Origin of the sequence: Azospirillum oleiclasticum, assembly GCF_013423485.1 — a bacterium.
Taxonomy (GTDB): domain Bacteria; phylum Pseudomonadota; class Alphaproteobacteria; order Azospirillales; family Azospirillaceae; genus Azospirillum; species Azospirillum oleiclasticum.
Genome location: NZ_JABFFR010000056.1, coordinates 1 through 20,787, shown reverse-complemented (window position 1 = coordinate 20,787; position 20,787 = coordinate 1). Strand labels below are relative to the sequence as shown.

At 70.6% G+C, this 20,787-nt stretch carries 18 protein-coding genes; 15 read left to right on the top strand and 3 right to left on the bottom strand.

The window, feature by feature from the left end; all coding sequences use genetic code 11:
* Nucleotides 1-2: 2 nt before the first annotated feature.
* From tssC to tssA, 3 genes are all read right to left on the bottom strand, one after another.
* Nucleotides 3-1,496 (bottom strand): type VI secretion system contractile sheath large subunit, encoded by a 1,494-nt coding sequence (tssC, locus tag HL658_RS34035; protein WP_180286707.1) that lies wholly within the window; start codon nucleotides 1,494-1,496, stop codon nucleotides 3-5.
* A 5-nt stretch (nucleotides 1,497-1,501) separates the two neighbouring features.
* Nucleotides 1,502-2,008 carry a type VI secretion system contractile sheath small subunit gene (gene tssB / locus HL658_RS34030; RefSeq protein ID WP_180286708.1) on the bottom strand — a complete coding sequence of 169 codons (507 nt, stop codon included), beginning with the start codon at nucleotides 2,006-2,008 and terminating at the stop codon, nucleotides 1,502-1,504.
* Between the two features lie 117 nt (nucleotides 2,009-2,125).
* Nucleotides 2,126-3,280, bottom strand: coding sequence for a type VI secretion system protein TssA (gene tssA, locus HL658_RS34025; protein WP_180286709.1), 1,155 nt, complete (start codon nucleotides 3,278-3,280; stop codon nucleotides 2,126-2,128).
* Between the two features lie 368 nt (nucleotides 3,281-3,648).
* Between tssA and HL658_RS34020 the strand changes: the two genes are divergently transcribed.
* From HL658_RS34020 to HL658_RS33950, 15 genes are all read left to right on the top strand, one after another.
* Nucleotides 3,649-3,894 (top strand): hypothetical protein, encoded by a 246-nt coding sequence (locus HL658_RS34020; RefSeq protein ID WP_180286710.1) that lies wholly within the window; start codon nucleotides 3,649-3,651, stop codon nucleotides 3,892-3,894.
* Between the two features lie 35 nt (nucleotides 3,895-3,929).
* The gene (locus tag HL658_RS34015) at nucleotides 3,930-4,313 is read left to right on the top strand and encodes a PAAR domain-containing protein (protein ID WP_180286711.1); all 384 of its coding nucleotides are present in this window, start codon (nucleotides 3,930-3,932) and stop codon (nucleotides 4,311-4,313) included.
* Nucleotides 4,314-4,350: 37 nt separating this feature from the next.
* Nucleotides 4,351-5,469: a methyltransferase domain-containing protein gene (locus HL658_RS34010; RefSeq protein ID WP_180286712.1), complete on the top strand. Its 1,119-nt coding sequence runs from the start codon at nucleotides 4,351-4,353 to the stop codon at nucleotides 5,467-5,469.
* A gap of 123 nt (nucleotides 5,470-5,592) precedes the next feature.
* Nucleotides 5,593-8,274, top strand: coding sequence for a type VI secretion system ATPase TssH (gene tssH / locus HL658_RS34005; protein ID WP_180286713.1), 2,682 nt, complete (start codon nucleotides 5,593-5,595; stop codon nucleotides 8,272-8,274).
* 101 nt (nucleotides 8,275-8,375) lie between these two features.
* Nucleotides 8,376-8,852: an Hcp family type VI secretion system effector gene (locus HL658_RS34000; RefSeq protein ID WP_180286714.1), complete on the top strand. Its 477-nt coding sequence runs from the start codon at nucleotides 8,376-8,378 to the stop codon at nucleotides 8,850-8,852.
* Nucleotides 8,853-8,931: 79 nt separating this feature from the next.
* Entirely contained in the window at nucleotides 8,932-11,022 is a 2,091-nt protein-coding gene (locus HL658_RS33995) for a type VI secretion system Vgr family protein (protein WP_180286715.1), read from the top strand.
* A gap of 27 nt (nucleotides 11,023-11,049) precedes the next feature.
* The gene (locus HL658_RS33990) at nucleotides 11,050-11,649 is read left to right on the top strand and encodes a DUF6931 family protein (RefSeq protein ID WP_180287719.1); all 600 of its coding nucleotides are present in this window, start codon (nucleotides 11,050-11,052) and stop codon (nucleotides 11,647-11,649) included.
* Entirely contained in the window at nucleotides 11,646-12,698 is a 1,053-nt protein-coding gene (locus HL658_RS33985; protein WP_180286724.1) for a type VI secretion system-associated FHA domain protein, read from the top strand. Before HL658_RS33990 ends, HL658_RS33985 begins: the two co-directional genes overlap by 4 nt.
* Nucleotides 12,699-12,801: 103 nt before the next feature.
* Nucleotides 12,802-14,136: a type VI secretion system baseplate subunit TssK gene (tssK, locus tag HL658_RS33980; protein WP_180286725.1), complete on the top strand. Its 1,335-nt coding sequence runs from the start codon at nucleotides 12,802-12,804 to the stop codon at nucleotides 14,134-14,136.
* A 72-nt stretch (nucleotides 14,137-14,208) separates the two neighbouring features.
* The gene (locus HL658_RS33975) at nucleotides 14,209-14,997 is read left to right on the top strand and encodes a hypothetical protein (RefSeq protein WP_180286726.1); all 789 of its coding nucleotides are present in this window, start codon (nucleotides 14,209-14,211) and stop codon (nucleotides 14,995-14,997) included.
* Nucleotides 14,994-17,036 (top strand): MFS transporter, encoded by a 2,043-nt coding sequence (locus tag HL658_RS33970; RefSeq protein WP_343055418.1) that lies wholly within the window; start codon nucleotides 14,994-14,996, stop codon nucleotides 17,034-17,036. The genes HL658_RS33975 and HL658_RS33970 overlap by 4 nt, the downstream gene beginning before the upstream one ends.
* A 1-nt stretch (nucleotide 17,037) precedes the next feature.
* On the top strand, nucleotides 17,038-18,075 hold the full coding sequence (locus HL658_RS33965; protein WP_180286727.1) for an ABC transporter substrate-binding protein: 1,038 nt from the start codon (nucleotides 17,038-17,040) through the stop codon (nucleotides 18,073-18,075).
* Nucleotides 18,072-18,911, top strand: coding sequence for a GNAT family N-acetyltransferase (locus tag HL658_RS33960; protein ID WP_180286728.1), 840 nt, complete (start codon nucleotides 18,072-18,074; stop codon nucleotides 18,909-18,911). Before HL658_RS33965 ends, HL658_RS33960 begins: the two co-directional genes overlap by 4 nt.
* Nucleotides 18,912-18,925: 14 nt before the next feature.
* Nucleotides 18,926-19,726: a hypothetical protein gene (locus HL658_RS33955; RefSeq protein ID WP_180286729.1), complete on the top strand. Its 801-nt coding sequence runs from the start codon at nucleotides 18,926-18,928 to the stop codon at nucleotides 19,724-19,726.
* On the top strand, nucleotides 19,723-20,787 hold a 1,065-nt coding region (locus tag HL658_RS33950), incomplete at its 3' end, for a hypothetical protein (protein ID WP_180287718.1). The genes HL658_RS33955 and HL658_RS33950, both read left to right, overlap by 4 nt.

Sequence of the window (20,787 nt, the reverse complement as noted above, 5' to 3'; positions counted from 1 at the left end):
CGTCAGCCGACCTGCGGGATGCGGGCGACCATGCGCAGGGAGGTGGTCAGCTCCTCCATCTGCAGCCACGGGCGCAGCCACGCCACCGCGTTGTAGGAGCCCGGCTTGCCGGGGATCTCCTTCACCTGGATCTTGGCCTCCGCCAGCGGGTAGCGCGCCTTCATGTCCTGGCCGGCGGCGGCGTTGCCGTTGACGTAGTTGAGGATCCAGCGGTTCAGCCAGGCCTCGCAGTCCGACGCCTCCATGAAGGAGCCAATCTTGTCGCGGGCCATGATCTTCAGGTAATGCGCGAACCGCGAGGTCGCCATGATGTAGGGCAGCCGGGCGGAGATGGCGGCGTTGGCCGTCGCCTCCGGGCGGTCGTACTTCTTGGGCTTCTGCGCGGTCTGGGCGCCGAAGAACACGGCGTAGTCCTGGTTCTTGTAGTGGCAGAGCGGCAGGAAGCCGAGCTTGGACAGCTCCGCCTCGCGCCGGTCGGTGATGCCGACCTCGGTCGGGCACTTGGCGTCGGCGTCACCGTCGTCGGAGGTGAAGGTGTGGAAGGGCAGGTTCTCCACCTTGCCGCCGCCCTCGGCGCCGCGGATGGCGGTGCACCAGCCGTACTGCGAGAAGGCGTTGGTCAGGCGCGCGCCCAGCACGTAGGAGGAGTTCATCCAGCAATAGTCGCCGTGCTCCATGGAGCGCGCGACGCCGCCGTCGGTCGGAGCCTCCTCGAAATCGAACTCCTCGATCGGCTTGGTGTTGGCGCCGTAGGGCAGGCGGGCCAGCGTGCGCGGCATGGTCAGCGTGACGAAGCGGCTGTCCTCGCTTTCACGGAAGCTGCGCCATTTGGTGTATTCGATGCTGTCGAAGATCTTCTCCAGGTCGCGCGGCTTGGAGAGTTCGGTCATGTCCTCGAAGCCGAACAGCTTGGGGCTGGCCGCCGCGACGAAGGGGGCGAAGGCCGCCGCCGCCACGTTGGACACGCCCGACAGCAGCTCGATGTCCTCGGGGTGGTTGGTGAATTCGTAGTCGCCGATCAGCGCCCCGTACGGCTCGCCGCCCGGCGTGCCGAACTCGTTCTCGTAGATCTTCTTGAAGATGGCGCTCTGGTCGAACTCCACCGCCTTGGAGATGTCCTTGTACAGCTCCTTCTTGGTGCAGTTCAGCATCCGGATCTTCAGCGTCGAGCTGGTCTCCGAGTTCATCACCAGGTAATGCATGCCGCGCCACGAGCCTTCCAGCTTCTGGAAGTTCGGGTGGTGCATGATGGCGTTGAGCTGCTTGGAGATCTTGGCGTCGATCGCCGCGATCGCCTTGTTGATGGTGGCGCCGAGATTCTTGTTGAAGGTGACGGTGCCGGCCATCGCCTCCTGCGTCAGGGTCTTCAGAAGCTCCTGGGCGCGGTCGGGCTCGGTCTGCTTGGTGGCCGCGATGGCCTGGTCGAGGATGGAGAAGCCGGTGCCTTCCGCGACTTCCGTGGCGGCGCCAGCGCCCTGGGCCTGGGATTCGCTCATGGACCTCAACCCTCCTTCTTCTCGACGCCGAGCTGCTCGCCCAGCTTCGCGAGATCATCGGTGTTCTGCAGCACGCGCTCCAGCAGCCCCTCCAGCTCTTCCGACCGGTCGGCCTTGGAGAGCAGGTCGCGGAGCTGGTTGCGGGTCTCCAGCAGCTTGCGCAGCGGCTCCACCTGCTGCACCACACGGCCCGGCTCGAAGTCCTCGATCGACTTGAAGGCCAGATCCACGGCGAACTGGCTGCCGTCGTCGGCCAGCGTGTTGTCGACCTTCATCTTCAGGCCCGGGGTCATGCGGGCCATCACGTCGTTGAAGTTGTCGCGGTCGATCTGGATGAACTTGCGGTCCTTCATCGGCTTCAGCGGCTCGGTGGGATCGCCGGAGAAGTCGCCGAGCACGCCGACCACGAAGGGCAGCTCCTTGGTGACCGTCGCACCCTCGGTCTCGACGTCGTAGGTGATGTGGACGCGCGGCTTGCGCACGCGGTCCAGCTTCTGGTGGATACTGGCCATGCTATGGAACCTCCCCTCTCTCGCTCGTCCCGGCCCGTGCCTCGCCGGAGGAACCTCTCGCCCGACCCGTCTGGGCCCGGTCCGGCGTCAGCCGGATGCGGTCGGGCGCATATGACGTCAGTAGCCGCTGGACTCCGGCGGCTGCGGTGGCTTCACGCCCGACGCGATGAAGAAATACTGCCGCGTCGTCTCGTCGGTGATCAACTCCTCCAAGAGTTCGGGCAGCGTCATGCGGCCGCGGCGGACGACCTCTTCCAGCGTGTAGGAGATCGGCGAGTGCGGTTCTGTCTTGCGGAAGAAATCGGCGATCTGCAACAGCAGCTTGAAGGCATCATCCCGAGTTGCCAGCGGGCCGCCCCCCACCGTGGTGCGCGCGGTCGCCATGACGACCGTGCCGCCGCCGTCGCCGGCCGCCGCGGCGGCGTTGTCCTCGGCGGCGGTCGCCTCGGCCTCCGCCGCGGCGTCGGCCGCCGCCAGCTTGTCGCGGGCGGCGTGCTTCAGCGCGTCGATCACGGCGTTCAGCACGCCGCGGATGTTGCCGCCCGGCGGCGCGTCGCCGCCCGCCTTCTCGTAGAGGACGTTGCCCAGCTCCTCGAAGGCGGCCAGGCATTCCTCCAGATCGTCCAGCAGCTCACGGAAGATCTCGCCCGGCGTCTCGCGCACGCTGCGCTCGAAGGCGTCCCAGGAGACCGCCCCCGCCTCGATGCGCGCCTGCTTCTTGTACTCGTCGGTGATCTTGGCCAGCTCGAGGGCCTGGTTGTAGTGGTAGAGCGCGTAGGCGCCCTCGCTGCCGGCGGTGAAGGGCACCTTGCGGATGGGCTGGATCAGCGTGCCCTCGCCGGATTCGCCGTTCAGCCCCGCCAGTGTGCCGACGCGGGTGGCGATGCCGTCCTCGTCGGGCAGCGGGTACAGGCTGTCCCAATAGGTTTCCACCAGCCCCTTGGCGAGCCGGAAGCCGTCGCGCAGGCCGGCGAAGCCCTCCGCCCGCAGCAGCGCCTCGATGTACCAGCCGGCGACGTCCAGGTCCTTGGACTGGGTCATCAGGACCTTGGGCGCCAGCTCCAGCACCGTGCGCCACTCCTGCGGGGTTGCGGTCGCCTCCTCGTCGTAGTCGGCCTGCTTCTCCTTCTTCCGGGCGTCGCCGGCGGCGTCCTTGATGGCGCGCAGGACGGAGGCGTGCGAGTGGTCCTCGCGCAGGTCCGCGCCGGCGGGGTTGTCGCCGTCGATGGGGGCGAGCAGGGCGTCCAGGTCGATCGTCGGCGGTGTCGGCATGGGTCTCGCGATGGTTGAATGCGGCGCGGTGTGCCGCGCGCGCTCCCCGACCGGTGGCCGGGCCGGTGAATAGCGGTAATCTAATAGCGTTACTACACAGGCTTTGACAATCCCGTTCGCTCGAATACCCAATCCCGTCACAACCCGGTTCAATGCGCGACAGGGTTAGAGCTGCCAGTCCAAGTCCACCTCCGTGATCTCATCATTGCCCACGAACTGGCCGATTCACGAAATGACGGTGGCCGAGTCGCGCCGCGCGTGTTTTCGGCCCGTGATTTTTTCGGGACGGCGATCGCCGGGCCGTGCTGCGGCGGCTTGACGGGGTAGCCCCATGGCGATCATGCTCCCCCCGAGGGGAGAAGGACGGCATGCCCACCATCGTCGAGGTTGAGAAGCGCGACGCCGCCGGGCGGCTGTTGGCGCGTGTCCGTCTCGTCGATGGCGTCGTCGACGGCCCCTGCGTCTTCTACGCCGAGGATGGCGAGACGGTCATTGCCTCAGGCACGCTGCGCAAGGGCGTGCCGGTCGCCGGCCCTCCGTCGCGCCTGATCGCCGACCCCGCCGCCCCGCCCGGCGACAGCCGGTTCCGAGCGCCCGGCGACAGCCCTTTCTGATCCAACCGGCCCGTCTCACGCTACCGGAGGTTTCCATGCCAGCGGCCGCCCGTGTCGGCGACATGATCAAGCAGGACGCTCCGCATTGCCACGCGCCGATCCATCCGCCGGCCCTGGTGCCGGCGCCGGTGCCGCATCCCGGTCTGCCGCTGGCCATCGTGATGGGCTGCTTCACCGTGCTGATCGGCAACATGCCGGCGGCGCGGGCGACGGACATCTCCATGCCCTGCATGCTGCCGGGCTGCATTCCCGCCGGTCCCGGGATGATCGCGCTCGGCTCGACGACGGTGCTGATCGGCAGCATGCCGGCGGCGCGGGTCAACGACATGACCTCGCACGTCAGCTGCGTCGCCCCCATCCCCGGCCCGGTCGGCAAGGTCATGCCGCCCGGCTGCCCGACGGTGATGATCGGCGGGTGAGCGCGCCGCAACCCGCCCCGATTCTACCGGATTCGCCATGCGCCGCAGCCATTTCGAAGCCCTGAAGCCCGTCTGCCCGCGCTGCCGCCAGACGCGCGGCGTGCTGTCGCCGCTCGTCCTCGGCCTGGTCGAGGAGGAGGACGCGGCGGGCATCCGTTCCGGCACGTTGCACTGCACCGACCCCGCCTGCTGGCTGGAGTTTCCGATCATCGACGGCGCCCCGGTCCTGGTGCCGGACGTGCGTGGCTGGCTGGCCGCCAACGCCCATCTGATCACCGAGCGCGAGGACCTGACGCCGCTGGTCGAGTCGCTGCTGGGCGACGGAACCGGGCCGGACAGCGCCTTCAACATCGCCCGCCAGCACCGCTCCAGCTACGCCTGGGACCATTACGCCGACCTCGATCCCGCCGAGCCGGCCGGCCCCGTCCGCCCCGGCGGCGTCGTCCGCTGCCTGGAGGCCGGGCTGCGGCGGCTGGACGACACTCCCTCGGCACGGCTGCCCGGACCGGCCATCGACCTCGGCTGCGCCTGCGGACGGACGGCCTTCGAACTGGCGGCGCGGGTGGACGGGCCGGTGCTGGGCATCGACCTCAACTGGCCGCTGCTGCGCGTCGCCCGCCGCGCGCTGGAGACGGGGGAGGCGGTCTACCCCCGCCGCCGCGTCGGCATGGTCTACGACCGCCGCCGGTACCCTGTGCGCTTCGCCGGCATGGAGCGGGTCGATTTCTGGATCGCCGACGCCCAGGCGCCGCCCTTCGCCGACGACGCCTTCGGCTTCGCCGCGGCGCTGAACATCGTGGATTGCGTGGCCTCGCCGCCGGCCCTGCTGGCCGCGCTGGACCGCCTGGTGCGGCCGGGCGGTGCGGCGGTGCTGGCCACACCCTTCGACTGGTCGACCGGCGCCACGCCGGTGGAGGCGTGGCTGGGCGGCCATTCGCAGCGCGGCCCGCAGGACGGGTCCAGCGAGACGATGCTGCGGCTGCTGACCACCCCTGGCGCGCACCCGCAATCGACCCGGCGGCTGGCGCCGCTGGGCGGGCCGGTCGAGGTGGACTGGGCGGTGCGTCTGCATGAGCGGTCCGCCATGCTCTACCGCGCGCATGTGGTTGTGCTCGAATCGGCAAGGCACCCGCCGGACGGGCATGTCATGAATTGAGCGCAGGATTACCCGGATGATGGGGGTAGATTTTTATCGATGGCTCGGACACAGTTCGGCCGCTTGTCTACCCCCACGGGGTTATTCGCCGTTGCAGGGGCCATCACGGAGGGGGAGGGGACTATGGTCGCCGTTGATCTTCAGAGTCTGGTTGGACGGCTCAACCCGGTCTGCCGCCGCACGCTGGAAGCGTCGGTCGGCCTTACTCTCTCGCGGACGCATTACAACTGCGAGATCGAGCATTGGCTGCTGAAGCTCCTGGAACCGGCCGACGGCGATCTTGCGGCGATCCTGCGGGTCTACGAGGTGGACGCCGGCCGGCTGATGGCCGACCTCACCCGCGTGCTCGACAAGCTGAAGACCGGCAACGGCCGCGCCCCATCCCTGTCGCCGAACCTCGTGAAGATGGTGCGCGAGGCGTGGGTGCTGGCCTCGCTCCAATACGGTGAAGGCAAGGTCCGCTCGGGCCATCTGCTGGCCGCGCTGCTGTCCGACGAGACGCTGCAGACGCTGGCGCGCGACATGTCGGCCCAGTTCTCGCGCATCACCCCGGACGCGCTGCGCCGCGACCTGCCCAAGATCGTCGCCGACAGCGCCGAGGCGCAGACCTCCGCCCCCGTCGATCAGGGCTCCGGGGCCGGCGGCGGCCCGGCGGCCGGCGGTGCGCCCAGGGCCGGCGGCCCGACCCCGAACCTGGACCAGTACACCATCGACCTGACCGCCCGCGCCAAGGCCGGCAAGATCGACCCGGTGCTGGGCCGCGACGGCGAGATCCGGCAGATCATCGACATCCTGACCCGCCGCCGCCAGAACAACCCGATCCTCACCGGCGAGGCCGGCGTGGGCAAGACCGCGGTGGTGGAGGGCTTCGCCATCCACATCGCCGCCGGCGACGTGCCGCCGGACCTGCGCAACGTCCGCCTGATGTCGCTCGACCTCGGCCTGCTCCAGGCCGGCGCCGGCATGAAGGGCGAGTTCGAGAACCGGCTGAAGGGCGTGATCGAGGAGGTGAAGTCCTCCGCGCAGCCCATCATCATGTTCATCGACGAGGCACACACCCTGATCGGGGCCGGCGGGCAGGCCGGGCAGAACGACGCCGCCAACCTGCTGAAGCCGGCGCTGGCGCGCGGCGAGATGCGCACCATCGCCGCCACCACCTGGGCCGAATACAAGAAGTATTTCGAGAAGGACCCCGCACTCACCCGCCGCTTCCAGGTGGTCAAGGTCGAGGAGCCGTCGGAGAAGGTCGCCGTCGACATGATGCGCGGCCTGACCGAGACGCTGGAGAAGCACCACAAGGTGCGCATCGTCACCGAGGGTCTGGTGGAGGCGGTGCGGCTGTCGCACCGCTACATCCCCGCCCGGCAGCTTCCCGACAAGGCGGTCAGCCTGCTCGACACCGCCTGCGCGCGGGTGTCGATGAGCCAGAACGCCACCCCGGCCGCCATCGAGGACCGCCGGCGCACGCTCCAGCTCACCCAGACCGAGATCGACATCCTGGAGCGCGAGCTGGCCGTCGGCATCGACCACAGCGACCAGATCCGCGTGCTCAAGGAGCGGATGGAGAGCGTGGGTGCCGAGCTGGCCGCGCTGGAGGCCCGCTGGGGCCGCGAGTCCGAGCTGGTGAAGGCGGCGAACGAGGCGCGCGAGGCCATCCTCGACCTACACGCCAAGGCGCGGGCCGAGGGCAAGCCGGGTGCCGACGAGGCGGCGCTGGCCCCGCTCCAGGCGACGCTGGCCGAGAAGGTCGCGGCGCTGAAGGCCGAGCAGGGCGAGGACCCGCTGGTGAAGCCGGAGGTGGACGGCCAGGCCATCGCCGAGGTGGTCGCCGCCTGGACCGGCATCCCCGTCGGCCGCATGGTGTCCAACGAGATCAAGACCATCCTGACTCTCAAGGATCGCATGCTCGGCCGCATCATCGGCCAGGACCACGCGCTGGAGGCGATCGCCCAGGCGATGTGGACCAGCCGGGCCAAGCTGACCGACCCGCGCAAGCCGATCGGCGTGTTCCTGATGGTCGGCACGTCGGGCGTCGGCAAGACCGAGACGGCGCTGACGCTGGCCGACCTGATCTATGGCGGCGAGCAGAACGTCACCACCATCAACATGACCGAGTTCAAGGAGGAGCATAAGGTGTCGCTGCTCCTCGGCTCGCCGCCGGGCTATGTCGGCTACGGCGAGGGCGGCGTGCTGACCGAGGCGGTGCGGCGCAAGCCCTACAGCGTCGTCCTGCTCGACGAGCTGGAGAAGGCGCATGCGGGCGTGCAGGACATCTTCTTCCAGGTGTTCGACAAGGGCACGATCAAGGACGGCGAAGGCCGCGACATCGACTTCAAGAACACCGTCATCATCATGACGTCGAACGCCGGCACCGACCTCATCCACCGGCTGTGCGCCGATCCGGAGACCATGCCGGACGCCGGCGGCCTGCTGGAGGCGCTGCGGCCGGAGCTGTTGAAGTCCTTCAAGCCGGCCTTCCTCGGGCGCACCACCATCGTCCCCTACTTCCCGCTGTCGGACGAGAACATCAAGAAGATCGTGGTGCTCCAGATCAACCGCATCAGGAAGCGGCTGGTGGACAACTACAAGGCGGAGTTCTCGTACTCGCCGGAGCTGGTGGACAGCATCGCCAAGCGCTGCCACGAGGTGGAGAGCGGCGCCCGCAACATCGAGAACATCCTGAGCCGCACCCTGCTGCCGGAGCTGTCGGCGCGCATCCTCGCGCGGATGGCGGAGGGCGAGGGCATCGGCCGGGTGCATGTGTCGGTCGACGCCGAGGACGCCTTCACCTACGAGCTGGGCTGAACGCCCAGCCCCTGGAGTGAGGGCCCGGCGCGTCGTCGGGAACCGGTTCCGGCACGGGCCGCGACCGGAGGTGGTTGGCAAACATCAGGAGAGGACAGACCATGGCGATCTACGTGAAGTACGAGGGCATCGACGGCGAGGCGACCCACCAGGACCACAAGAAGTGGCTGGACGTGGGCTCGCTGCAGTGGGGTGTCGGCCGTGCGATCAGCACGCCGTCGGGCTCCACCGCCAACCGCGAGGCGTCGGAGCCTTCGGTGTCGGAAGTGACCATCACCAAGCTGATGGACGCCTCCTCGCCGAAGTTCTTCACCGAGGCCTGCACCGGCGCCGTCGGCAAGAAGGTCGAGATCCATCTCGTCACCACCGGCAGCCCGGGCGTCACCTACGCCGAGTACATCCTGACCAACGCGCTGGTCTCGGCCTACTCCATGTCGTCGGGCGGCGACCGGCCGTCGGAGAGCGTCTCCATCTCCTTCACGAAGATGGAGTACAAGTTCATCCCGTACGACGACAAGAACAAGGCCGGCACGCCGATCTCCGTGTCCTACGACATCTCCACCACCAAGTCCGCCTGATACCCGGTCGGCCGTCGTCCGCCGCCCGGCGCGGCGGACGACCCCGGTCCGGGGGCCAGCCCAAGGGAGTTGCCGCCGGATGAGCGACGCCATCGTACAGACCGGCCGCCTGCTGTCGCTGACGACGCCGCTCGGCGCCGACGTCCTGATCCCCGTGGAACTGCGCGGGGAGGAGGGGCTGTCGCGGCTGTTCCGGTTCGTGATCGACGCGGTGTCGACGGAGGAGGCGGTGGACCCCGCCGACATCCTCGGCAAGTCGGTCACCCTGTCGATCGCCCGCAAGGACCGCGACCCGCGCTGCATCAACGGCATCGTCCGCTCCTTCGAATCGCTGGGCAAGGTGGCGCGCGGCTGGCGCGGCTACCGGCTGGAGCTGGTGCCCACCCTGTGGTTCCTGACCCGCACCTCGGATTGCCGCATCTTCCAGGAGAAGACGGTGGTCGAGATCGCCGAGGCCCTGCTGGGCGACGGCGGCGTCACCGACTTCAAGAAACAGGGGCTGAGCGGCACCCACAACGCCCGCGACTACTGCGTGCAGTACCGCGAGACCGATTTCGCCTTCTTCTCCCGGCTGCTGGAGGAGGAGGGCATCTACTATTACTTCGCGCATGAGAGCGGGAAGCACACGCTGGTGCTGAGCGACAGCGCGTCCGGCTACGCCGCCTGCATGGACGCGGAGTGCGAGCACGCCGGCGCCGTCCAGGGCGGGTCGGAGGTGATCGAGCGCTGGGCGCCGTCGGTGAACTTCCAGTCCGGCAAATGGGTGCTCGACGATTACGACTTCGAGGCGCCGAGCACCGAGTTGCAGGCGAACACCGCCACCGTGCTCGACAACTCCCTGTTCAAGAAGTGGGAGCGCTACGACTATCCCGGCAACTACAAGGTCAAGGCCGACGGCACCAATTTCTCCCGCCTGCTGATGGAGGCGGACGAGGCCGCCTACGCCGTGGTGAAGGGGGAGGGCAGCTACCGCGGTTTCGCCCCCGGCCTGACCTTCACCCTGTCCAAGCACGAAGTGTCGTCGGAGGCCGGCAAGACCTACGTGCTGACCGGCGTCGAGCACGCCGCCAAGGACCACAGCCATCTCGGCAACCAGGGCGGGGTGCCCAGCTACGGCAACCGCTTCACCGCCATCCCGTCGGCCACCGTCTTCCGCCCGCAGCGCGCCACGCCGCGCCCGATCGTGCACGGGCTGCAGACCGCCGTGGTCACCGGCCCCAGCGGCGAGGAGATCTATTGCGACAAGTACGGGCGCATCAAGGTCCAGTTCCACTGGGACCGGCTGGGTGCGAACGACGAGACGACGACCTGCTACATCCGCGTGGCGCAGATCCTGGCGGGCCGGAACTGGGGCTCCATCTTCACGCCGCGCGTCGGCATGGAGGTGCTGGTCGATTTCCTGGAAGGCGATCCCGACCGCCCGCTGGTCGTCGGCAGCCTGTACAACGGCGACAACATGCCGCCCTACACGCTGCCCGACAACAAGACGCAGAGCGGCATCAAGACCCGCTCCAGCAAGCAGGGCGACACGGCCACCTTCAACGAGCTGCGCTTCGAGGACAAGAAGGACGCGGAGGAGATCTACTTCCACGCCCAGAAGGACTTCAAGCGGATGGTCGAGAACGACGACACGCTGACCGTCGATCACGACCAGACCATCACCATCAAGAACGACCGCACCGAGACGATCTCGGAGGGCAACGAGAAGGTCACCGTCTCCAAGGGAAACCGCACCGTCACCATCACCGAGGGCAACGAGACGCTGACGGTGTCCAAGGGCAACCGCACGGTCGAGGTCAGCAAGGGCAACGAGTCCATCACCGTCGGCCAGGGCAACCGCACGGTGGAGGTGGGGCAGGGCAACGACACCCTGACCGTCAAGATGGGCAACGAGACGGTGGACGTGAAGCAGGGGAACTACTCGTTGAAGTTGGGTCTCGGCAATGCGACCATCAAGGCCGACGCCGGCAAGGTCAGCATCGAAGCGATGTCGGGCATCGAGCTGAAGGTCGGCTCCAACAGCATCAAGATCGACATGTCCGGCATCACCATCAAGGGCACGCTGGTGACCGTCCAGGGCGACGGCCAGGTGCAGGTCAAGGGTCCCATGACCCAGGTGAGCGGCGACGGCATGCTCACCCTCAAGGGCGGCATCGTCACCATCAATTGATCGCGTTCAGGCGTTGAGAGGCTTCCCGTGGACATCGGACCCCTGCCGAAAATCCGCTTCGCCAAGGCCGCCGAGGCGGTGGCCGGGCTGGAGCTGTCGCCGGAGGCGAAGAAGCGGCTCACCCCCTCCATCACCCCCGGCGCCTTCCTGAAGGCGCTGCTGGAGGATGAGCTGCTGGTCGACGCCATCCGCCTGATGGCGATCGCGCTGCCGCGCCGGGAGGCGGTGTGGTGGGCCTGCCTGCTGGCCCGCCGCTGCATCGCCCCCGACGCCCCGCCGGAGGAGACCGCGGCGATCGAGGCGGCGGAGGCGTGGGTCTACCGCCCGACCGAGGAGAACCGCCGCGCCACCTTCGCGCCGGCGCAGGCGCTGGACTTCAAGACCGCCGGCTCCTACGCGGCACTCGCCGCCTACTGGAGCGGCGGCAGCATCGCCCCGCCCGAGGCGCCGGTTGTCGTGCCGCCGGGCGACGGGCTGACCGGCACCGCAGCCGCCGCCGCGGTGCTGCTGGCCGCCGCCACGGTGCCGGCCAAGGCGGCGCTGCGCCACCGCGGGGCGCTGGAGCGCGCCATCGACATCGCCAACGGCGGCTCCGGCCGGATCGGCGAGGACGGGGCGGCGTCATGAAGCTGCGCCTGACTCTGCTGCGCTGCCCGCCCGAGCAGGGGGCGGACAAGTCGCGCGAGCTGGCGACCGGCCGGCTGACCATCGGCCGCGGCCCCGACAACGACTGGGTGCTCCAGGACCAGGAGCGGGTGCTGTCCAAGAACCACTGCATGGTCGAGTTCAAGGGCGGCGTCTATCTGGTCATCGACAGCTCGACCAACGGCGTCTTCCTCAACGACGGCGGCGAGCCGGTTGGTCGCGGCAACACCGCGATGCTGCACGACGGCGACCGGCTGCGGATGGGTGATTTCCTGATCGGCGCCCGCTTCGTCGAGGACTCGGCCGCCGACGCCAAGTCCGACCCCTTCCTCGCCGTCCTCAAGGACAGCCCCGCCGCGTCCCCCTTCGCCGCCCCGCCCGAGGACAACGACCCGTTCGGCCCGCCCGGCGGCCGCCGCGGGACCATGGAGGTGATGCCGATCCCGGCGGACGACGAGCTGTTCGGCGCCCGCCCCTCGTCACCCCCCGCCTGGGCTGACCGTCCGGACCGCTGGGATGCGCCGGGCTGGACCCCGCCGGCGGAGCCCGACGAACTCCCGGTCATGACCGAGGCGATGAGCATCGGCGGCACCGTCGGCGGCGCCATCCCCGACGACTGGGACATCGAGCCGCCCGCCACCCCGCAAACACCGCCCGCCGCCCCCTTCGCCGCCACCCCGCCTGCCGCCGGCACTCCGTCGGGGGTCTCCGCACCTGCCCCGGTGCTGCCCGACGACTGGGACGACGACGAGCCACTGGCCCCGCCCGCCTTCGCGCTGCGCCCCGGCCCGTTGGCGGCCCCGCCGGCCGGGCCGCCAACGGGTCCGGACGCGGATCCGGTGCTGGCGCTGGCGCGCGAGCTCGCCGGCACGCTGCTGGAGCTGGCGCGCTCGTCCGGCCGGCCGCTGCCGCCACCCTTCGCCGCCGCCGCCGACGGCGCCGAGGCGACCGACCGGCTGCTGGCGCTGGGGCCGGCCGGTGCCAGGGACGCCGTGTCGTCGCTGGCCGGCGCCCTGAGGGGCCTGCGGTGAGGCGGCGCGCGGCGCCTGTGTCGCTTCATCCCCTCGACGCCGCGCCGCGGCCGGCGTATCAGCACCAGAGCAGCAGCGCGCGCGTGAACGGAGGCGGTGGTCGATGAGCTGGGACAGCAAGGTCATCTGGTCCGAGGGCATGTTCCTTCGGGCCCAGCATTTCCAGCAGCAGGACCGCTACACGGAGCGTCTGGTGCGCGGCCGGGTCGCCGGCCTGCGACCCTTCACCTGGGGCGTGACGGAACTGGTGATCAACCGCGAGCTGCTGACGGTCGGCAAATTCGCGGTGATCCGCTGCCGCGGCATCCTGGAGGACGGCACCCCCTTCTGCATCCCGGACGAGGACGACCCGCCACCCCCCATCGACCTGCCGGAGACGCTGACCAACAGCATGGTCTATCTGGCGCTGCCCGCGCGCCAGCCGATGGGGGTGGAGTTCGAGGTCGGCGACACCGGCGAGACGGTGGCCCGCTACGCCGCGCGCGAGGTGGAGACGGTGGACGCCGTGGCCGGCTCGGCCAGCACCTCGCGGCTGCGCGTCGGCCGGCTGCGCCTGCGCTTCATGCTGGAGCGGCAGGAGCGCGCCGGCTACCACTGCCTGGGCCTCGCCCGCGTGCAGGAGGTGCGCGCCGACCGCAACACCACGCTTGATGAGCGCTACATCCCGCCGACGCTGAACTCCATGGCGGTCACCCCGCTGGCGGGGTTCCTGAACGAGGTGCAGGGCCTCATCCACCACCGGGCGGAGATGCTGGCGGCCCGCGTCAGCGGCTCCGGCGCCCGCGGCGTCGCGGAGATCGCGGATTTCCTGATGCTCCAGACCATCAACCGGGTCGAGCCGGTGGTGGTCAACCTCGCCAAGATGCCGGACGTGCACCCGGAAACGCTGCACAACCTGTTCCTGGCGCTCGCCGGGGAACTGGCGACCTTCACCGCGGCGGGCAAGCGCCCGCCCTCCTTCCCGCCCTACCGGCACGACGATCTCCAGCTCACCTTCGAGCCGGTGATGGCCGAACTCCGCCGCTCGCTCAGCGCCGTGCTGGAGCAGACGGCCATGTCGATCGAGCTGCAGGAGCGCAAATACGGCATCCGCGTCGGCACCATCGCCGACCGCTCGCTGCTCACCTCGGCCACCTTCGTCATGGCGGTCAAGGCCGACATGCCGACCGAGAACCTGCGGCGCAACTTCCCGGCGCTGGTCAAGATCGGTCCGGTTGAGCAAATCCGTGAACTGGTCAACGTACAGCTTCCCGGCATCCGCGTCCGCGCCCTGCCTGTGGCACCACGTCAAATACCCTTCCACTCCGGAGCCGTGTATTTCGAGCTGGAACGCGGCAGTCCGATCTGGAAACAACTCGGGGTTTCCGGTGGCATCGCCGTTCACCTGGCCGGTGACTTTCCGCAGGTCGTCATGGAACTGTGGGCGATCCGGGGATAGGTCACTTGCGCCGCACGGCGCGTTGGCACTACACCAAAGCGCAGGCGGCGAGCGGAGCGGGGATCGTCCGGAATGGTGAAAGGCGGCGCACTTGCGCTTCGCGCGGGGATCGTCATCGCGGCCACGGTGGGTGCGGCGGTGGCGATGACGGTCGCGCTGGCTTACCTGAAATTCGAGCGCAAGCTGATCGACGTCACCATCTCCCGCCTGTCGGTGGTGGCGGAGGAGGTGCGGCGCAAGTCCGAATACGGGCTGACGCTGGGTCTCGACCTTGCCGAGATGGCCGATCTGCAGGGCGTGGTCGAGCGGGCCGCCGAGGGCAGCGCGGAGATCGAATCGGTCGCCGTGGTCGCCGACGACGGCGCCGTGGTGTTCTCCTCCGACCGGGCCGAGCTGGGCAGCGCCGCGGCGCTGCCATGGGGGGAGCCCACGGCGTCGTCCGGCCCCATGCAGCACGCGGTGGCCGGGGCGCGGGTGACGGTCGGCGCCATCGTCCGCAACAGCTTCGGCCAGACCGTGGGGCAGGTGGTGCTGCGCTCCTCGCTGGCGGCGCTCCGGGCGGAGATGGACGCGGTCCGCGGCGACCTCACCCGCAAGATCGGGCGGATGGTGGCGGCGGCCGGGCTGCTGACCATCCTCGCCGTCTTCGTCACCATCCGCCTGTCGATGCGCGGGCGCAGCGGCGGCATCGGCGACGCCACGGCCGACACCCTGCACCGCACCGTCGAGCCGCGCATCGCCGCCGCCACCGCCAAGGCCGAGCACGAGCTGGCGGCCCTCGGCCGGGATCTCGACGAGCTCGACCGCCGCTTTCCGGCCGCGGCACCCGTCGGCATCCGGCCGCAGCGGGGCCTGACGTGACGCGCGATCCGCTCCGCTCCCTGGTCTTCCGGCTGACCGCGGTCACGGTCGCGGTGATGCTGGGCATGGCCGCCTGGGCCTCCTGGACCGCCTTCCAGCGCTTCGATCCCGCCTTCACCCCGGAACTGGCCCGCAAGGCCGGGACGGTCGGCGCGTCGCTGCACGCCCAGATGACGCGCGCGCTCGACTACGGCATTCCGGTCGATCGCATGCCGGGCATCGACGCGCTGTTCACGGACGAGATGCGCACGCACGGCGACATCGCCTACATCGTGCTGACCGCGGCCGACGGCCGGGTGATCGCGTCGGCCGGAACCCGCATCCGGGTGGGCGACCGGCTGCCGACCGGCCCCGGCCCGCTGGTCGCCGGCTTCCACAACACCTCCCTGCCGTTGCAGAAGGGCGCGGAGACGGTGGCCCGCCTCAACGTCGGCATCGACAACGCCTACCTTGCCAAGGCGTCGGTCGACCTCATGCTGGACGTGGTGTCGGTGCTGGTGGTGTCGGTGCTGATCACCTTCGAGGTGCTGCTGCTGGTGGTCAACCTCGCCATGTCCCGCGTCTCCACCCTGCGCAGCGTGGCGCTGCGGGCGGAGGGCGGCGACTTCCGCTGCACCGTGCCCGCCGGCGGCAGCCGCGACGCCATCGACGTCGCGCGCGCCTGCCGTTACCGGCTGGACCGGGTGAACCAGCTCTGGACGGATCTGGGGGAGCGGCTGAAGGGCCGCACCGGCGCCGCGGTGGAGGAGATCCGCCGCCGCTACGCCGCGCTGTCCGCCGGCTACCGCTTCCGCGAGCCGGGGCAGCCGGGGGAGCCGGCGCCGGTCAACCTCGTCTTCCTGCGGCTGCCGGTCTTCCTCTTCTGCCTGTCGGAGGAGCTGTCGCGCCCCTTCCTGCCGGCCTACGCGCAGACCTTCGCATCCTCCGTCCCCTGGCTCACCCCCGACCTCGTGGTCAGCGTCCCGATCACGCTGTTCATGCTGGTTTGGGCGCTGTCGCAGCCCAGCGGTGCGCGCTGGTCGGAACGCTGGGGGCGGCAGCGCACCTTCGTGGCCGGGGCGCTGATCGGCTGCGTCAGCCTTGCCATGACCGCCTACGCCGCCACCATGTACGAGCTGCTGCTGTGGCGCTGCCTGACGGCGCTCGGCTACGGGCTGGTGCTGATCACCGCCCAGGGCATCGTCATCGACCACACCACCAGCCGCGACCGCGCGTCGGGCATGGCCATGTTCATCGGCGGGCTGCTGGCGGCCGGCGTCTGCGGCCCGGTCACCGGCGGCATCATCGCCGACCAGATCGGCTTCCGCTCCACCTTCCTGATCGGCGCGGTGCTGGCCGCCGGCTCGGGCCTCGCCATCGCGCTGCTGATGGGGGCGCGCGCGGCGGCCGCGCCGGTGCGGATGGCCGGGGCGCGGCTGTCGCTGGGGGCGGCGGCCGGGCTGGCGCGCAACCTGCGCTTCGTGCTGCTGATGCTGCTGTCGGCCATCCCCACCAAGATCGCCGCGACCGCCGTGCTGTTCTGCCTCGTCCCGCTGCTGTTGACGCAGGAGGGCTCGACCAAGGCGGAGGTCGGCCGGGTGCAGATGATGTACTTCATCGCCTTCATCCTGGTCTCGCCGCTGGCCGCCACCCTGTCCGACCGCTGGCAGGCGCGGCGCGGCTTCATCGCGCTGGGCGGCATCGGCACGCTGTTGAGCTGCGTGCCGATGGTCTACGTCCACGCCTGGTGGGGGCCGCCGCTGGCCATCGCGCTGTTCGGCCTGTCGCAGGCGCTGGTCGGCGCGCCGCAGCTCACGCTGGTCTCTCAGCTCGCCCGGGATTCCAACCTGTCGGAGACCGCGGCCATCGGCTGGTTCCGGCTGCTGGAGCGTCTCGGCGGCGCGCTCGGACCGGTGCTGGCCATGGGCCTGTCGGTCACCCGCTCCTACCAGGACGCCATGATCGGCATCAGCCTGCTGTGCGGGATCAGCGCCATCCTGTTCTGGCTGGCCTTCCGCACCCGCCCGCCCACACCCGTCGCCCACCCGCAGGAGGCGTGAGATGACGCCCTTCCCCCGCCGCCGCTTCCTCGCCTCCGGCCTCGCCACCGCGGCCCTGGCCGGCACCGCCGCCGCCTGGCCGGAAGGCGTGCCCGCCGCCGCACCCGACCGCAAGTTCCGCATCACCATGGTGCTGGGCCGCGGCGAGAGCGACAACGAGTTCGGCTTCAAGGACTTCCTGGCCCGTCGCGGCTTCAAGGTCGATTACGCCATCCGCAACACCGGCGGCGACACCAGCCAGCTTCCGCGCATCATCGAGGAGATCCGGGACACCAGGCCCGACCTGATCTACGCCTGGGGCACGCCGCAGACGCGCGGGCTGGTCGGCGCCTTCGACGACCCGAACCCGGGCGCCTTCATCCGCGACATCCCGGTGGTCTTCACCTTCGTCGCCGCCCCCATCGACGCCCGCATCGTGCCCGACCTGCAGCGGCCGGGCGGCAACGTCACCGGCACCGTGCACATCGCCCCGATCCCGGTGCAGCTCAACACCATCCTGGCCTACCGCGCCATCCGGCGGCTGGCGGTGATCTACAACCCGAACGAGCGCAACTCCGTGCTCACCGTGCAGGGGCTGCGCGGCGAGCTGGTCAACCGCCCGGTCGAGCTGATCGAGCTGCCGGTGCCGCTGACCGAGGCGCGCGAACCGGACAGCACGGCGGTGCCCGAGCTGGTGGCGGAGGCGGCGCGGCGCGGGGCGGAGATGCTGTACATCGGCCCCGACACCTTCATCGCCTTCCACAACCGCAAGGTCCTGGCGGCGGAGGCGCTGAAGCACCGGCTGCCGACCTTCTCGGTGACCGAGCTGATCGTGCGCACCGACCGCGCCATGCTGGCGCTCGCCAGTTCCAGCTACGGCATCGGCCGCTTCACCGCCTTCAAGGCCGAGCAGATCCTGGCGGGCGGCCTGCCGCCGGGCGAGATCCCCGTGGAAACGCTGAAACGCTTTTCCGTCATCATCAACATGCCGGTTGTGCGCGAGCTGGAATTCTACCCGCCGCTCGGGCTGCTGAACTTCGCCGAGGTCATCGATCAATGAACATGTCCGACAGCGGGCTGCCGCCTGTGCGCCTGTCTCCGGAACTGGGCCGGGTCGCGGACCTGGTCGACCGTTCGCTGGCGCCGCTCGCGGCGGAGCTTCCGAACGGGCTGACCTGCCGCCTGCTGCGGCCGTCGGACGGGCCGGCGATGCGCGATTTCCGGCTCGGCGTGGTGGAGCGGCTGGCCGATCCCGACCATTACCGCATGGCGGGGGAGGTCGGCGACTTCGTGTCCGAGCATCTGGGCCTGATCGGGCTGACCGCCGGCATCTTCGACGGGAACCGCATGGCCGCCTACGGCGCCCTCACCCTGCCGGACGCCGCTGGTTTCAACCGCGGCCACGACTTCGGGCTGGCGGGAGCGGAGCTGGAGCATGTCGCCCACGTCGCCTCGGCCATGGTCGATCCCGACTACCGCGGGCTCGGGCTGCACCACCGGCTGATCGACTGGCGCCTCGCGCTCGCCGGGATGCTGCAGCGCTGGCACCTCTTCACCACCGTGTCGCCGCGCAACCACCAGAGCTGGGGCCATCTGGCGGCCCACGCCATCTACCCCAAGCGGCTGATCCAGGTCGGCAACGGGCTGATGCGGCTGCTGGTGCACCGCGACCTGCGGCAACGCGCGTCCATCGACCCCGAGGCGCTGGAAGTCTGCCCGGTGGACGCGCTGTCGCTGCGCCGCGATCTGTTCGACGACGGTTACTGGGTGTGGGGACGCTGCCGGATGGAGGGGCGCGTGCTGGCGCTCCTCGCCCGGCCGCGGCGCGAGGCGCCGGCCCCGGTTCCAGCCGGGCAACAGACCGCGGCGGCGCCCGCCGCGGTCGTCGCGGCTTGACCGGGGACGAGCGGATGAGCCCCGCCGGCTTCACGCACCGCCTGATCGGCGCCGTGTTGGCGGCGACCCTGTTCGCCGCCGTGGCGACCACCGCGCTGTGGTCGCACGGCCATCAGCGGCGGCTGGAGCAGGCGGTGGCGGGGCACGCCGAGTTCGTGCTGGCGGAGCTCAAGGCGGCGCTGGAATCGCGGCTCAACCTTGGTCTGTCCATCAGCGAGCTGCCGCAGGCCGACACGCTGCTGGAGCAGGCGCGCGGCGCTCTCCCCGGCATCCAGTCCATCGTCGTGGTGGACGAGGAGGGGACCGTGGTCTTCGCCACCGACGTGGTGGAGGTGGGGGAGCGCGCACCCGATCTCCCCGCCGGTTTCGGCACGGCCGAGCCTGCCGTTTCCGGCACGACCGACGGCGACGCGCTGTGGTCGGTGCGGACCGGCGGTGCGCGCACCTACGGGCTCGGCCTGACCACCAGCTTCGGCACGGCGGCGGGGGCGGTGGCGCTCCGGCTGCCGGCCGGGCTGCTGACGGAGCGGGTCAACGACTTCGCCCTGGTGCTCGGGCTCCAGGCCTTCGGGGTGGCGCTGGCGGTGGGGGCGGTGGTCAGCCTCGCCGCGCTGGCGCTCGCCCGCCGCTCGCGCCGCGCGGTGGAGCGGCTGGCCGTCGAGCTGGAGGATCTCGCCGCGGCGCCGGACCGCGACCGTCCGATGCCGCCGCTGCTGGGGTTGCCGCTGCCGGGCTTCGCCGCGTCGGTGCGGCAGCGGGTGCGCACGCTGGACGACGCCACCCGCGAGATCTCCCGCCTGGACGAGATGGCATGACCCTCCCTGAAAGCCGCCTCGGCCTGGGCGCCGTCCTGCTGGCCCTGCTGGCCGCCGCGCTGGCGATGATCGGCGTGTCGGCCGCCGCCTTCCTCACCACCGAGCGCGAGCTGTCGGAGACGCGGCTGGCCAAGGCCGCCACCGTCGCCAACGCCGTGCAGGCCGACCTCGACCGGGCGCTCGCCTACCGGGTGCCGCTCGACAAGCTGGAGGGGGTGGGGGAGTTCCTGGAGGGGATCGTCGCCCGCAACCCCGACCTGCGCTTCTTCGCGGTGACCGGCCCCAAGGGCGAGCGGCTGCACTACGCCGGCATCGGCCGCCGCCGCCTCGACCCGGTGCTCGACATCGTGGACGGCGCCCTGGCGGCCGGTCCTTCCGCCGCAATGGCCGTCGATGGCCGTCCGATCCAGGCGTTGGAGTTCCTGGTGCTGCGCTACCCCCTGCGCGACGGCGCCGGCACGCTGATGGTGGCGATCCAGCCCAAGCAGATCCGCGAGCAGCTTTTCCAGGAGCTGCCGCGCGCGCTGGCCTTCGCCGCCGCCGTGCTGCTCCTGGTGTTCGAGCTGACCGGCTCGACGGTGCAGGAGGCGTTCCGCGCGCCGCTCGGCCGGCTGGGGCGGGCGATGATGGATGTCGCCGACGGGCGCTTCGGCACGCTGCTCGGCCGCCGCCCGCGCGACGGGCTGGGCCGCGCCATGTTCGCCTTCAACGCCACCGTCTTCCGCGTGCACGAGCTGCGCCAGCGCTTCGTCGCCCACGCCGACGAGGTGCGCACGGCCGTCTTCGACGCCGACGTGGCGGCGGAGGTGGAGCGCACCCGCGACCGCACGCTGGCCGCACTCGGCGACGGCCTCGCCGAGCCGCCGGTGCGCCGCGCCGTCACCCGCCGCACCGGTGTGCGCCCCTTCGCCACGCTGATCGCCGCCGCCGGCACCCTCGCCGCGACCGCGACGGCGACCGTGGGCCCGCACGGCCCGGCCATGGCGGAGGGCACGGTCGCCACCGTCCTGGGCGCGCTGGGGGCCGGGCTGCTCGCCGGCTTCGTGCCGCCGCCGACGCGC